Genomic DNA, 15,170 nt, shown 5'->3' on the forward strand with positions numbered 1-15,170 from the left:
GCGACGCAACGGGTCACTCGCGGGGAAGCTCCCCGGAGCGACGCCTCCCGGAGCGCGATGAACCGAGCTCCGAGGGCCGTCCGCCGGATGTCGTTTTGGACGGGTCACGCCCCCGCTTTCATCGCGCCCGTCCGGCAGATTGATGCTGCTTCTGCCACGATTTCCCGGATCACGGCGGTCAGGCTCGGCTGGCCGGGTAGAAAAAGTGAGGTAGCCTACGGCATGACCGACCACGGCTCCCGTGCGAAGTTCGAGCGTCCCGGAGAGTTTGCGCGGTGGTTCCTGGAACGGGAGATGCTGGCGAGCGCTGGCATGGGGCTCGCGGCCGACAGGGCGCGGCTGCACCTCGGGCGCGCGGTCGCCTTCCTGGACCAGGGGATGCTGCGCGAGTCGCTGACGGAGGCGAACTCGGCCGCGTACCTCGACCGGGCGATCCGTCCCGAGGCGCTCCTCGTCGCGCGCATGTGCGTCCTGCGCGAGCTCGTGGGCGGGGCCGGCGGCTGAGCGGCGCGCGGGCGCGACGCGGGGGCGAGGCGCGTCGCCTTGCGCCGGCCCGCCTGCGCAGGGCGCCTCGCCCGCCTGCGCAAGGCGCTTCGCCCGCCTGCGCAGGGCGTCTCGCACATAGCCCTCGGCCCCTGTCGGGTGTATGAGCGCCCGCGGGCACAGCTTTCCGAGCGAGGAGCCGCGGCGTGCGGCAGGGCTGTGCGCGAGGAGGCCGCAGATGACGGTGACGGGTAGGTCGTTGGGTTCAGCAGTGCTCTTGGCGCTCTCGGCGGCAGCTCTCTCGGCGGCAGCGCTGAGCTGCGGCGGCGGCAGCAAGGAGTCGGAGTTCGCGGACGACCCGCCGGACGCGGGGGCGCTGCCGCCTCCGCAGCCGACAGCGTCCGTCCCGCCCCCGGACGCCGGCCTGCCCCCGGTCGCGGTGCCCACGACGTCGCCCTGCGATGGAGTGCAGTCGCTCGCGATGACGACGATGTTCCAGGGCCGCGCCTCGGGCGAGGCGCCGAGGATGCAGCCGGAAGGGGCGCCGGTGTGCAACGTGGTGCCCGAGGGGCAGACGGCCTCGGGGCAGACCTTCATGCTCCAGCCGGGCAATTGCTACACGTTCCTGGCGCAGGCGCTGCCCACGGTCACCGAGGTCGATCTCCAGCTCGAGATCGACCTCAACGCGGGTGGGCAGCCGGGGCTCGCGGCGTTCAACCTGAAACCGGTGCTCGCAGTCGACTCGGATACGGGGCCGACAGCGGCCATCGGGGCCAAGCAGAACTGCTACCAATGGCCCTTCCCGCTGCCGGCGACGGCCAAGCTGGTAGTCAAGGCGCGCACCGGGTCGGGGCCGGTGGCGGCGCAGGCCTACAGCCGCAAGAAGTAAGGCGGCTGCTGGGGCCGGGAGGAGGGCGGCGGCGGGAGAAGGTGGTTCCTATCTGACCGGCCCCCCGGAGAGGGAGTTCGGGGGGCCTACCGGCCTTTGAGAGGGTCTACCGGACGCGTCGGGCCGTGGGCCGCGCGGCGCGACGAACACCCTCACCAGGGGCCTACCGTCCCGTTGCAGGGGTTCACCGGGGGCATCGGGCCCATGGCCCGTGCGGACCGCCGAACGCCCTCTCCGGGGGTCCAGCGTCGGTCGAGGGAGTCCACCGGTGTCGGGCGGCCTCGGGGCCGAGAAGGGCGCCGGATGGCGCCGTGGAGGGCATGGAGCGAGAACGGCCACGTCGCCGTGGCCGCCCTGCGCTCCGCGGGGAGAACCGCGAGCCTACAGGAGCGCGTCCTTGATGGCCTTGATGGGCCGGGCGCGGACGGACTTGCTCGCCGGCTTCGCAGCGAAGGTCATCGGCTGCTTGGTAAACGGGTTGATCCCCTGGCGCGCCTTCGTCGCAGGGCGCTTGACCACCCGGAACTTCGCAAAGCCGGGGAGCGTGAACACGCCCGACTTCTTCAGCTCACGATGACCGATCGAGATCAGGGACTCGAGAACGTTCTTCACCTGCTTGCGGCTCAGCTCATCACCGGCAGCTTCGGTGATGGCCTGGATCAGGCCGCTCTTGCTCAACGTCTTCTTCGGGCCGCCCCCGGCCGTCTTCTTGCTGGTCGCCATGGCACTCTCCTGGGACATGAGCTCGCGCGCGACACCTCGCCGCGCGCAGCCTCAGCGAACCTTACACACTGAACAGGACAAAAAAAGACAAAAATGCGGGGAGAAAACGCGATTTCTGAGAACGGGCATCGCGCGGACCCCTGAAAGGCCGCGCCGGAGCGGCGCGCCAGAGGGGGAACGAGGCGCTGGGAAGGGCGACGGAGCGGCGCGTTGATGGGCCAGAGAGGCGACGGAGAGGCGCCAAGGACACACCAAAAAGGTGTCTGGAATCGAGCGGTTCCGCGGCGCCGGCGCGCCGCCTCGGGCGGCCGCGAGGGGCGCGGCCGCGACCGGGGCATACCCGAGGAGACGCGCGGGAGGGGGGTTTAGCCGGCGCGCAGCTCGTCGAGGAGCGCCCGGGCCGCCTCGAGGGAGGCGTCCTCGGAGACGGACTTGTCGAGCATCAGGCGCGCTCTCCGGCGGTCGCCGGCGGCGAGCGCCATCGCGCCGAGGTGGTAATAGGCGAGCGCGCGCGCGGCGAGCGTGGTGCCAGCCTCGCCTGGCTCGGGGGCAATCTTCATCAGGGTGACCGCGCGGTAAGCGCGCGCGGCGATGTCCTGCTCGCCGAGCCCGAGCGCGCTCTCGCCGAGCGCCATGGCGAGCTCGCCGTTCTGAGGGTCGTTCTCGAGCGCCCTCGTGAGCGCGACGAGCGACTCGCGCGGATTCCCCTCGGCGTCCTCGATCCGCGCGAGGCGGTGGTAGACGGCGCCGAGGAGCCGCGAGCGACGACCCTTGTTGGCGGCGATGAGCTCCGCGGTGACAGCGCGCGCCTCCCTGGGGTTGCCGGCGGCCGTCAGGGCGTCCACGAGCGACACGCCGACCTCGTGATCCTGCGGGCGCAGCGAGCGCGCCTCCCGGAGCGCCGAGACGGCCTGGGGCGCGTCGCCGACCTCGAGGAGCAGGCGGCCGGCGGCGACGAGGAGCGCGAAGCGGCCCGCCACGTCGGGCGCGGCCGCGGCGTCCTCGAGCGTGATGGCGGCGAGCTCGCGGCTCGCGCCGATCTCGGCGTAGAGCGCGCGCAGGCGATCGCGGATCGCTGCGTTGCCCGGCGCGGCGCGGAGCGCGCGCTCGAGCCCGCCGCGGGCGTCGCCCAGGTGTCCGGCGCGCGAGCAGGCGCCGGCCAGGCGGAGCGCGGTGGCGACGAGGGCCTCGCCCTCCTCGAGCGCGATGAGCCTGCGGTAGACGGCGCTCGCGGCGTCCCACCGCTCCGCGGACTCCTCGAGGCCGGCGAGCGCCTTGAGCGCGGCGCGATCCTTGGCGTCGGCGTGGAGCAGGTCGCCCAGGTGAGCGCGCGCGCGCTCGAGATCGCCCGAGCGCGCGAGGATCTCGGCGAGGCGCAGCCGGAGCGCGCGCGGCGTGACGGCGGCCGCCCCCGCCGACGCGGGCTCCGCTGGCGCGGCCTCGGCGTCGCCCAGGCCCGCCGCCCGCGCCGCCGCCCGATCGAGCGCCCGCTCCAGGCCGGCGATGAGCTCGGGCGCGTACTCGGCACCGCCGAGCGCGTAGGCGCGCTCGAGATCGGCGAGCGCGCGGTCGCCCTGCCCGAGCGCCCCGTGGACCTCGGCCCGCGCGCGGTGGAGCCACGGGTCGTCCGGGCTCGCCTCGAGGGTCGCCGTGAGCGCGCGGGCCGCGCGGGCGTGCTCGCCGACCGCGCCGCACGCGTCGATGAGCGCGAGCAGGACGTCGCGGTCGCCGGGGGCGACGCGGAGCGCGCGCTCGAGGAGCTCGGCCGCGGCGGCGGCGTCGCCCGCGCGATCGCGCAGGAGCTCGGCGGCGCGGCAGAGGGACTCGACGCGCGCCTCGTCGGTGTCCGCGACCTGCGCGGTGAGCACGTGCAGGTCGGCGAGCGCGTGCCACGCCTCGCGGGCCGCGTAGCGCGACGCGAGCTCCTCGCGGAGCCGGTCGCTCGCCGGGCAGACGGCGTAGCCGGCCTTGAGGGCGGCCTCGGCGGCGGCGTCGTCGCCGCGCGCGCCGTGGAGCCCGGAGAGCTCCAGGGCGATCTGCGCCGCCTCGCCGCCCTGCTCGACGCGCAGGAGCCTCTCGAGGGCGTCGACGAGGTCGTCGGTGTTGTCGCGCTTGCGGCCGAGGCGCACGAGCGCGCGCAGGACGTCGCGGTTCGCGCCGTCCCAGTCCGCGGCGCCGAGGTACACGTCGCGCGCGCCGCGGTCGTCGCCGCGCTGCTCGAGCAGGGCGCCGAGGCGCATCGAGATCGAGGCGATCGAGGCGAGGTCGGCGCGGTCCTTCGCGGCGTCGAGCTGGAGCGCGAAGAGCTCGCCGAGCTCCTCGGTGCGGCCGGCCTCCTCGAGCATCGTGGCGAGGAGGATGGCGGCCTCGACCTGGGTCGGGTCCTCGTCGAGGATGTCGCGGAGCAGGAGCGCCGCTTGCGCCGGCGACTCGCGCGCGAGGAGGCGCGCGCGCTCGAGGCGCAGCGCGCAGCGCTCGGAGATGTCGTCGACGAGGGGGACCGTCTCCTCGAGCAGCGCGGAGAGCCGCGCGGCGTCGCCGCTCCGCCGGTACACGCCGGCGAGCGGCATCCAGATCTCGCGCTCGGCGGGCTCGCGGCCGCGGAGCTCCTCGTAGAGGCGCGCGGCGCGGCCGAGGTCGTCGAGCGGGCCGGCGGCGAGGGTCGCGGCGTGCAGGAGCAGCGCGCGCTCCTCCTCGGGCGCCGAGGCGCGCGCGGCGCGCTCGGACAGCCACGCGGCGGCCGCGAGATCGCCGGCCTCCTCGCGGAGCTCGGCGAGCGCGACGATCGCCCACGCGGCGCCGGGCGGATCGGACGAGGGCGGCGCGCCCACGCCGACGATGCGCTGCAGGATCGTCTCGGCCTGATCGCGGTCGCCGAGCGCGCGGGCGGTGCGCACCGCCTCCTCGAGGACCGCGGGGCCCTCGATCTCCGCGAGGAGCAGGAGCGCGTCCACGAGGGCGCGCGGGCGCCCGCTCTGCCGGGCGAGCCGCTCGAAGAGGCGGATGGCGCGCGGGTTCCGCGGGTCGGTGCGGAGCGCGTGCCGCAGGATCGCCTCGGCCCGCTCCGGCTCGGCGCGCAGGTCGAGCGCCTCTTCGAGGAGCGAGATCGCCGGATCGACCTCCGCCGGATCGGCCGCGAGCAGCGAGGCCAGGCGGTAGCGCGGATCGGCGCGATCCGAGGGGCTCCCGCCGGCCGGTGCGGCGTCCGCGCGCGCGGCGTCGGCGTGGGCGATGCGCTTGCGGAGGACGTCGGCCTGCGCCGGGCGGTCGCCGAGGCGCTCGTAGATGGCCTCCAGGGAGCGCCAGAGCTGATCGAGGTCGACGCCCACGTCGCGCCCTGCCGCGGGCGAGCCGGCCGCGATCCGCGCCTCGGCGCGGCGGTAGACGGCCGCGGCGCGCTCCGGGTCGCCCGGCGCGAGCTCGAGGGCGCGGCCGAAGCGGAGCAGCAGCGCGACCTCGTGCGGCTCGCCGGCGGCGCGGGCGACGAGCCGCTCGACGAGCTCGAGGTACCGGGGCACCTGGTCGAGCCGGCGCGCGAGCTCGAGCGCGGCGTCGTGAGCGGCCCCCGCGCCTGGGGTGAGGTCGAGCGCACGCAGGCGGGCCGTCAGCGCGGGCTCGGGGCGATCGAGCGGCCCTTCATAGAGCGACGCGAGCTCGCCGAGCGCCGCGGCGGCGTCCTCGGCGGGCTCGAGGGCGGGGCCGCCGAGCCGCGCCTCGAGCGCGCGGGCGAGCAGGTCGTGGCGGCCGCGCGCGCGCAGCGCGGCGAGCAGCTTCTCGTGCTCGGCCTCGCTCTCGCGCGCCGCCTCGAAGGCCGACTCGACGTACTCGGCCTCGCGATCGGGCGCGCCCTGCCGCCGCGCGATCTCGCCGAGCGCGAGGAGGACCTCGGCCCGGCTGAACGACGTCGCCGCCGGGCGGCTCGCCAGGCTGGAGCGCGCCGGCGGCAGCGAGCTCCGCCGCGCGCCGGGGAGCCCGTCGCCCTCGTCCCGGGGACGGCGCGCGACGAGCAGCAGCGCGCGGTAGGCGCGGTGCGCGCGCTCGAGCTGGCCGTCCTCGAGCGCGAGGCCGGCGAGGCCGTCGAGCGCGCCCGTGTGCGCGGGGTCGATGCGGAGCGCGTTGTCGAACTCCGCCATCGCGCGGGCGCGGTCGCCGGCGGCGAGGGCGACGCGGGCGAGCTCGTCGTGGACGAGCGCGCGCTCCTTGGGGCGGCGGGCGCCGAAGTCGGCGATGATCCCGCGCAGGGCCGCGGTCGCGTCCTCGGTCCTGCCGGCAGCGGAGAGGGCGCGGCTGCGCGCGAGGCGCAGCGAGAGGTCGTCCGGGGCGAGGAGGATCGCCTCGTCGAACAGCGGGATCGCGGCGGCGGGCGCGCCGGCACGGGTGAGGTAGAGGTCCGCGGCCTCGCGGAGGAGCGCGAGCCGGGCCGGCGCGTCGCCTCCGTCGCCGATCGCGCGCGCGGCGTCGCCCGCGATGAGCTCGGCGAGCGCGCCCCACGCGCCCGACGCGCGGTAGAGGTACGCGAGCCGCTCGCGGAGCGGCGCGGGCTGCGCGGCGCGGGGCAGCGCCCGCTCGAGCGCGGCGCGGGCGCGGTCGGCCTCGCCGGCGGCGAGGTACGCGTCGGCGAGGCGGAGCGCGGCCTGGTGGAGCTCGTCGGCCGGCGCGCCCGCGCAGAGCCGCTCGAGCGCCTCGGCCGCCGCCGCGTGCTCGCCGCGGCGCGAGAGCAGCCGCGCGAGGGCGTCGAGCGCCTCGACCGAGCCGACCTCCGCGGCGCGGCGGTAGCTCGCGATCGCGCGCTCGGGCTCGTTGAGCTCGTGCTCGGCGAGGGACGCCGCCTCCAGCCAGAGCTCGGCCGACGCCGGGCCGCCGCCGGCCTCCTCGCGCGCGGTCGCCTGCTCCTCGCGCAGCAGCATGAGCTCGCGGTGCAGGCCGCCCGCCTCGAGCAGCGAGGCGAGCCGATCGATCGAGGCGGCGTGGCCGGGGCTCTCGGCGAGGTTCTGGCGGAGCAGCGCGATCGCCTCGGCGGAGCGCGGCGTGTCCGAGAGGAGCTCCGCGGCGTCGTACCGGAGGGCGACGCGGCGCTCGACGTCGGCCGAGACCTCGATCTGCCGATCGCGCAGGCGCACGAGCTCGTCGCGCCGCGACGCCGCCCGGAGCAGCGCCGCGAGGCTCTCGCCGACCGGCTCGTCCGTCGGATCCTCGTCGAAGAGCCCGCCGTAGAGGGCGATCGCCTCCTCGGGCTCCGCCGCCTCGGCCGCGACGCGCAGCAGCCGGCGGCGCTCGCTCGACGCGAGCGGGAGCGCGGCGCCGCGGCGGCACAGCGCGACGATCTGCCGCCTGTCGCCCGTGTCCGCGAGCATGCCGATGAGCGCGTCGATGGCCCACAGGGCGGCGCGCGCGGGCGGCCACGCGCCGGGGGTCGGGGCCTGCGCATCCTCCTCGCCGAGGCGGCGCACGGCGATCTCGAGCAGCTCCGCGGCGATCTCGCGGGCCCGCGCCGCGTCGCCCGCGCCGTCGCGCGAGGCCTCGACGGCCTCGCGGTAGAGGGCGAGGTCGTGCCCCGTCGCCGCGGCGAGCCGGAGCAGGGTCGGGACGAGCGCGGGGCCGCGCCGGTGCCGCAGGAGCTCCGTGAGATCGAGCAGGATCGCGCTGTTCGTGGGGTCGTGGAGGAGCGCCTGCTCGAAGGCGCGCTCGGCCGCGTCCTGGTCGGCGCGCGCGTCTCGGTGCCAGCGGCCGACGCGGAAGGTGAGGTCGCGGAGCGTGGCGGCGGGGACGTCGCCGCGGCGCTCGAGCGCGGGGAGCGCGTCGGCGATGGTGTGCCAGCGGGCCGCGAGATCGGTGAGCCGCAGGAGCCCCTCGGGCGGCTCGGCGCCGGGCGACAGCAGGAACGCGCGGAAGGCGAGCTCGAAGGCGCCCTCGCGGTCGCCCCCGCGCTCCTCGAGCAGCGCGGCGGAGGCCTTCAGGATGGCGACCCGATCGGCGTCCGTGTCGGCCGCGGCGAGCCGCGGCTCGAGCAGCGCGACCTGGCCGCGCCAGTCGTCCGCGGCGGCGCAGATCTCGAGCAGCGCGCCCACGGCGGCGACCAGCGCGCCGCGGCGCTCGGCCGACGCCGGATCGACGCGGCGGAGCAGCTCCTCGAGGCCCGCGCGCGCCGTCGAGGACCCGCGCGCGGCCCCCTCCCCGCGCTCGCGCTCGCCTCCCTCGGCGCGCTCGTCTGCTTCGCCGATCGCGACGCGCGCGGCCCGCTCGGCCTCGTGCGCGCGGCGGTAGCCCTGGACGGCGCGCTCCCACGCGAGCGTGCGATCGCGGTGCGCGTCGCCGAGGCGCCGGAAGAGCTCCGCGCTGCGCGCCGCGCCGGCCGCGTCGGGGAGCGCGCCGGCCGCGGTCGCCTCGGCCTCGAGCAGCGCGACGAGGTCGTCCCAGCGCTCGGTGCGCGTGTAGAGCGCGGCCAGCGCGTCGCCGCTCTCCGGGTCGGGAGAGAGCTCCTCGCGGACGCGGCGCCAGGTGGCGACCGCCTGGTCGATGTCGCCGAGCTCGCGCTCGAACAGGCGCGCGACGCGCGCGAGATCGCGCCGGGCGCCCTCGCCGCCGCGCACGGCCGCGCGGCGCTCCAGCACCGCGGTGAGCTCCCGGTAGCGGCCGCCCGCCTCGAGGATGGCCGCGAGCCCGTCGAGCGCCTCGAGGTCCTGCCGGTCGTCGGCGAGGCGCGCCGAGTACGCGGCGATCGCCCGCGCCTCGTCGTTGAGCCGCCCCGACGCGAGCCGCGCGAGCTCGCCCAGCGCCGCGCGCCGCGCCGCCGGGTCCTCCTCGATCGCGGCGAGCGTGTCGAGCACGTCGCACCGCTCGGCGACGCGATCGCCCTCCGCGAAGAGCCGGTCGAGCGCGCGCGCGGCGCCCCGCGCGGCCGCGGCGTCGCCATGGCGCTCCGCGAGCGAGAAGAGCCGGCGGAAGAGCGCTATCGCCCCCTCCGCGTCGCGGAGCCGGTCGCGGCGGAGGAGCGCCGCGTCGCGGACGAGCGCGAGCGCCTGCTGCGGATCGCCGGCCCGCGGCTCGGCCGCGGCGAGGACCTCGGCCAGGCGGTCGTGCCGGCCGAGGCGCTCGGCGAGGTCGGCGAGCTCGACGCGGTCGCCGGCCTCCGACGGCCGGAGCTCGACGAGCTCGGCGAGGCGCGCGAACGCGCCCGGCTCGTCGCCGAGGGCGTCGCGCCGGAGCCGCACGATCTCGCGCAGCAGCGCCGGGCGGTCGTCGACGTCGGCGCCCTCGAGCTGGATCTCGAGCACGCGCACGAGGTCCTCGGGCCGCCCCTCCTCGCGGTAGCGCCGCGCGAGCAGGACGGCCGATCGCTGCCGCGCCGCGCGCGCGGGCAGCGCGCCGGCCTCGCCGGCCGGCGCCTGCTCGGGCGGGATCGCCCCGAGGATCCGCTCGAGGAGCGAGAAGGCGGCGCCGGACGCGGGGTGCGCGTCGAGGAGCTGCTCGACCCCCGGGAGCGCCGACGCGGCGTCGCCGACGCCGTCGATCCAGAGCAGCGCGATCCGCTCGCGGAGCCGCTCCGCGGCCTCGCCGGAGAGCCTCGGCAGCTCGGCGGTCAAGAGATCGATGAGCGGGCGGTGCCTGCCGTGGCGCTCGTAGAGCCGCTCGAGCGCGGCGCGGGTGCGCGCGTCGTCCTGGAGCGGCAGGAGCAGCTCGAGGTAGCGCATCGTGCGCTCGCCGTCGCCGGCGAGATCGCGGGCGACGGCCGCGGCGTCCTCCAGGAGGAAGATGCGCTCGTCGGCCGCCGGGGTGCGCTCGAGCATCGCGTCGTAGAGCGCGAAGAGATCCTCCCAGCGCTCGGCCGCGTTGTAGGCGAGCTTCAGGCGCTCGAAGCCCCAGAGCGAGCCAGGCACGAGCTCCACGAGCCGGCGGAGCAGCGCGAGGGCGGCCTCGGGCGCGTCGAACCACTCCTCGTGGTGCTCGACGCCGCGCCGGCCGATCTCCTCGATGACGTCGGGCGGGAGCGCCGCGCCCGCGCCCGCGCCGTCGAGCGCCGCGGCGTACGCGGCGGCGACGCGCTCGGGCTGCTTCGCCCGGCGCCCGAGGTCCTCGAGCCGCTCCCAGAGGGCGAGCTCGCCCGGCAGCTCGGCGACCGCGCGCAGCGCGACCTCGAGGCCGCGATCGACGTCCTGGTCATGGAGCTCGAGCAGGCGCTCGAACCAGCCGCGGCGGACGGCGGCGCCCTGCTCGGCCGCGAGCCTGCCCGCGTCGAGCAGCGCGCCGCGGGGGGAGCCCGGCGCGCCGTCCGCCGGCGGGCGCGGCGCCGCGTCGGCCGGCGGGCGCGGGGCGGGCGAGCTCGCGAGGAGCGTCTCGAGCAGCGCGACGCGCGCCGCGGGGTCGTCGAGCGCGTCGCACGCCCGCTCGAGGAGCAGCGCGGCGCGCGCCTGCGTCTCGGGGCGCCGGAGCGCGCGCTCGGCGACGTCGAGCACCGCGGGATCGATCGTCCCGGCCTCGATCGCGGGCGCGATCGCGTCGAGCGCGTCGGCCGGCCGATCCAGCCGGTCGAGCAGGAGCGTGGCGAGCTCGACGTCGAGCGCGACGCGCGCGCTGCCCTCGCTGCGGTCGCGGCGCATCGCGAGCACCTCGGCCGCGCCCTCGTGATCGCCGAGGTCGGCGAGGAGGCGCCCCCGCGCCGCGAGCGCGTCGTCGTTCTCGGGGTCCGCCTCGATCAGGCGCGCGTAGAGCGCCGCGGCCGCCGCGCGTTCGCCGATCTCCTCCTCCCACGCGGCCCACGCGGCGAGCGCCCGGAGGCGCTCGCCCTCGTGGGCGCGCTCCGCGAGGAGCGTGAAGAGCCAGCGCCGGTCCACGCGGCGCGCCAGCGTGTCCGGGCTCTGCGCGAGGAACGCGCGGAACGCCTCCAGCGCGCCGGGGTCGAGCGCGCCGGCCGCGGCGTTGCCGGCCGCGGCGTCGCCGGCCGCGGGTGGCGCGAGCAGGCGGCGGTAGACGGCCGCGGCGTCGTCCTGCCGGTCGGGATCGGCGGCGAGCACGCGCGCGAGCGCGTCGTCGATGGCGCGGGCTCGGGCCCGCGCGAGCGCGGCGTCGTTCACGCGGGCCTCTGCCGCCGCCTCGCCGGCGGCCGCGCTCCCCTCCCCTCCGGAGGCGACGCGATCGCGGACCTTCAGCGCGGCGTCGACGAAGCGCGACGCCGCGCGCGCACGGATCGCCGCGTCCTCGAGGAGCGCGAGCGCGACGAGGGCCTCCTCGTCGGTCGGCGCGGTGTCGAGCAGGACCTCGCCGACGGCGGCGAGCCGGTCCCACGCCCCCTGCTTGCGGTAGAGCGACACGAGCCGACCGGCGGCGTCGCGGTGCTCCGGCGCCACGGAGAGCACGCGCTCGTAGAGCTTCTGCGCCCGCTCCGGGTCCGCGAGCGGCCCCTCGGCGAGCGCGGCGGCGCGCTGCCAGGCCTCCACGGCGCCCGCGAGATCGCCCGGCGCGGCAGCGGCGCGGGCCGCCGCGTCGCCCGCGTCGCCCGCGGCCTTCGTGGCCTCTGCGGCGCTCGCGCCCCCCGCGGCGCCGATCCCGAACGCCGCCAGATCGCCGAGCCGCTCCAGCCACAGCGCCTCGTCCTGCGGATCGCCCGAGGCGGCGACGCGCCGCTCGAGCGCGTCGCGGAGCAGCGGCGCCTCGCCGGCGGAGAGCGCGAGCGCCTCCATCGCGGAGAGCGCCGCGTCGGAGAGCGCCGCCCCGCCCGAGAGGATCGCGCGGTAGTGCGCGACCGCGCCCGCGACGTCCCCGCCCCTCGCCGCCGCGTCGGCCATGCGCAGCTCGTGCGCCACGCGCTCCTCGGGCGCGACGCCCTGCAGCCGCTCGGCGAGCGCGCCGTAGAGCGCGCCCCACGCGCCGCCCGCCGCGTACGTCTCGAGCAGCGCCTCGTACGCCGCGTCGTCGCCCGGATCGTCCTCGATCGCCGCGCGGTACGTCGCCGCCGCGCCGGCGAGGTCGTCGAGGTCGCGGCGCTGGATCGTGCCGATCGCGTGCAGCAGCTCGCGCCGCCGCGGCGGCGGGCACGGCTGCGCCAGCGCCTCGCGGTAGAGCGCGAGCCGCTCCTCGGGGCTGCCCTGCTCGCGCAGGAGCGCGTCGACCCGCGCGATGAGCTCGGGCGAAGACGGCTCGAAGGCGAGCGCCCGCCGGTAGAGGGCGAGCGCCTGCGTCACGTCGCCGCTCGCGAGCAGCGCCTCGCCCGCCCGCCGCGCGAGGTGCGACAGCGGCGCGCTGTCCACCGCGCGGTCGCCGAGCGCCCCGGCGAGCGCCGGCGCGCGCCGCGCGGACTCGCTGCCGTGCTCCGTCAGCCGCTCGACCTCGGCGACCCACCGGGAGAGCCGCTCCGGCGCCGACGCGGTCGCGAGCGTCAGCCCGCGCGCCGCCAGATCGAGCGCCCGCCTCGGGTCCCTGAGCTCGCGCTCGGCGATGCCCACCGCCTCCTCGAGCGCCGCGAGCCGGCCCCGGACGTCGGCCGCCAGGGCCGCAGGCGCGCCCTCGGCCCACGCGGCGGGCGCGATCTCCGCCCGCGTCTCGAGCACGCGCACGAGCAGCGGCGCCGCTCCCTCCGCGCGCGCGATCGGCTCCAGCACGGCGCACGCCGCGATCCGCTGGTCGTCGGTGAGATGCAGGTGGGCGCTCTGCCGCGACGACTCCACGCCGCTGCTCCCGGCGCCGCTGCCCGGGGGCGGCCCCAGCATCTTCTCGACCGCGAGCCGGCTCGCCCGGTCGGCCGGATCGAGCGCGAGCGCCTGGCGGTACGCGGCGATCGCGCCCGCCGGGTCGTCGAGCCGCGCCATGCGGATCGCGCCGATCCGGGCGAGCACCGAGGCGCGCTCCTGGCCGGCGGCGAGCTCGGCCTCGGCCTCGAGGAGCGCCTCGAGCTCGGCCCAGCGCCGCTCCTGCTCGAGCAGCGGGATGAGCCGCGCGTGCGCCTCGCGCGACGGCCCGAACGCCGCCAGGTAGCGGCGCCAGGCGGCGACGGCGCCCGGCAGGTCCGGCAGCCGCGTGCGCAGCTCGGCCGCGCGGAAGGCGAGCACCCGCGCCGCGCGGCGATCCGGCTCCGCCTCGGCGCGCCGCTCGAGCACCCACGCGAGACCCTCGTGGCCGCCCGTGGCGTCGTACAGCCGCTCCAGCGCGGAGAGGGCGCGCGGCTCGCGCGAGGAGCCCGCCTCGGCGAGCTTGCGGTAGGTCGCGATCGCGCCCTGGATGTCGCCGAGCTCCTCCTCGTAGAGGCGCGCGAGCCGCTCCGCCGCCGCCTCGCGCGCCTCGGCCTCCGGCTCGGCCTCGACGAGCCGCTCGAGCGCGCCCGCGAGCCCGCGCGCGTCGCGCTCGCGCTCGCAGAGCTTCGCGAGCCCGCGCGCCGCGCGCCGCACACCCACGGCGTCGGGCTCGCTGTCGAGCGCCTGCTGGAACGCCGCGCGCGCCTTCCGCCCGTCGCCGAGGCCCTCGTAGAGCTCGCCGAGCTCGGCGGCGATGCGCGCCCGGAGCGGCTTGTCCTTGGCGCCGGAGGACGCGCGCACGAGCACGCGCGCCGCGTCGACGCGGCGGTCGAGCGCCGACGCGAGCGCGACGAAGCGCTCGCGCACCGCCTCGTCGGACGGGTCGACCGCGAGGATCTGCTCCGACAGGGAGAACGCCGACGCGAGGTCGCCGACCTTCTGGAAGAGCAGCTCGACGAGCCGCTTCTGCACCTCGACGCGGCGCGGCCCGCGCAGGTTCTCGATCTGGAGGGACATCATGCGCGCCACCTCCTGGGTCCTCCCGCGCCGCGCGTGGGCCGCCTCGAGCGCCGCCGCGGCGCGCACGAGGGCGGTCTTGCGCCCGAGCAGGGCCTCGCCGGCGCGGAAGGCGCCCTCGTGGGCCGGGTTCTGCGCGAGCACCTCCTCGACGTGGGGGAGCGCCCGCTCGATCTCCTTGAGCGGCCCGTTGTACAGGTCGATGAGCCGCGCGCGGACCTCGAGCGCGTCGGCGGGCGGCGGGTCCGTGGTGAGCGCCTGCTCGAGCAGGCGCGCGACGTCCTGGGGCCGCCCGGCGCGGGCGTAGCGCGCCTCGAGCGCCCAGCGCGCCGCGGCGTCGCCCATGTCGATCTTGAGGATCTGCTGGAGCAGCTTGATCGCGCGCTCCTCCTCTTTCCCGCTGGCCTCGACGAGCTCGTAGGCGCGGCGGAGCAGCGCGAGCTGCTCGACGCGGTCGGGGCGGTGGTTCGCGGCGAGGGCGTAGAGGTCGGCGAGCCTGGGCGGCTCGTTCGCGTCCTTGAGGATGCGCTCGAGCCGGACGAACGCCTCCTGGTGCGACGGCAGGACGGAGAGGGCCCGCTCCAGGTAGGGGCGGGCGCCGCCGGGGTCGCCGAAGGAGTCGGCGAGGAACTCGGCGGCGTGCACGAGGACCTCGGCCTGGGCGGCCTGCGGGAGCATCCCGAACCGCCGCTCGCTGGCGAAGCGCTCGTACGCGAACGCGAGCTCGGAGAACCGGTCGTGGCGCGCGGCGGCCTGGTGGAGCTTCGCCCACAGCTCCGGGTGCGGGTTCCCCTTCGCCGCGGCGGCCACGAGCACGTCGAGCGCCGCCGCTTCGTTGTCGATCCCCTGCTCGAGCGCGGCTTCGAGGTTCTCGATACGAAACGAGACGCGCGCGCCCTTCGTGTCCTGCTGCATGTTGGATCCGAACCTCGGCTGGCGATGGGGCGAGAGGCCGGCGTGCCGGCGCTGCCCTCGAACCTGCGCCGCAGTGCCTGCGGAGCGTCGCCCAAGGTAACAGGAGCGTTTCCCAAATGGGCTCGGGGATCGGGGCCCGCGCGGGCGGGGCAGCCGCCGATCGTCGAGGGCTGCGATCGTGCGGCGCGGGGCGGCGCGGCGTGGAGGAGGAGATGCGACAGCGGCGGCCTGCGCGGCTGTCCGGGTCGCGCGCAGCCTGGCCGTGGTGCCGCCGCGCCCTCCTGTGCGAGCGACGGGCTCGCGGACGGCTGGGTTCGCCCGCAAGAGGCGCGTTTACAGCGTCGCGGCAGCCGTGTGCACGTGGTGGATTCGCCGGAGACGGAGACAGATCAACGCGGAGGCGCTGTCTTCGGGGCGCC

At 77.7% G+C, this 15,170-nt stretch carries 4 protein-coding genes; 2 read left to right on the top strand and 2 right to left on the bottom strand.

Features of this window, described 5'->3' with window-relative positions; all coding sequences use genetic code 11:
* The first annotated feature begins 222 nt into the window (after positions 1-222).
* Positions 223-504, top strand: a complete 282-nt coding sequence (locus tag WME76_RS31455) for a hypothetical protein (protein ID WP_061606513.1) — start codon at positions 223-225, stop codon at positions 502-504.
* 217 nt (positions 505-721) lie between these two features.
* A complete protein-coding gene (locus WME76_RS31460) occupies positions 722-1,372 on the top strand; it encodes a hypothetical protein (protein WP_061618794.1) in 651 nt (216 codons plus the stop codon).
* A 381-nt stretch (positions 1,373-1,753) separates the two neighbouring features.
* Here the strand turns inward: WME76_RS31460 and WME76_RS31465 are convergent, their stop codons facing one another.
* Both WME76_RS31465 and WME76_RS31470 read right to left on the bottom strand, forming a co-directional pair.
* The gene (locus WME76_RS31465) at positions 1,754-2,095 is read right to left on the bottom strand and encodes an HU family DNA-binding protein (RefSeq protein WP_061618793.1); all 342 of its coding nucleotides are present in this window, start codon (positions 2,093-2,095) and stop codon (positions 1,754-1,756) included.
* A gap of 365 nt (positions 2,096-2,460) precedes the next feature.
* Complete coding sequence (locus WME76_RS31470; RefSeq protein ID WP_437955940.1) at positions 2,461-14,751, bottom strand: tetratricopeptide repeat protein; 12,291 nt, start codon at positions 14,749-14,751, stop codon at positions 2,461-2,463.
* Positions 14,752-15,170 lie beyond the last annotated feature (419 nt).

Source organism: Sorangium sp. So ce119, from assembly GCF_051524405.1.
GTDB lineage: Bacteria > Myxococcota_A > Polyangia > Polyangiales > Polyangiaceae > Sorangium > Sorangium cellulosum_G.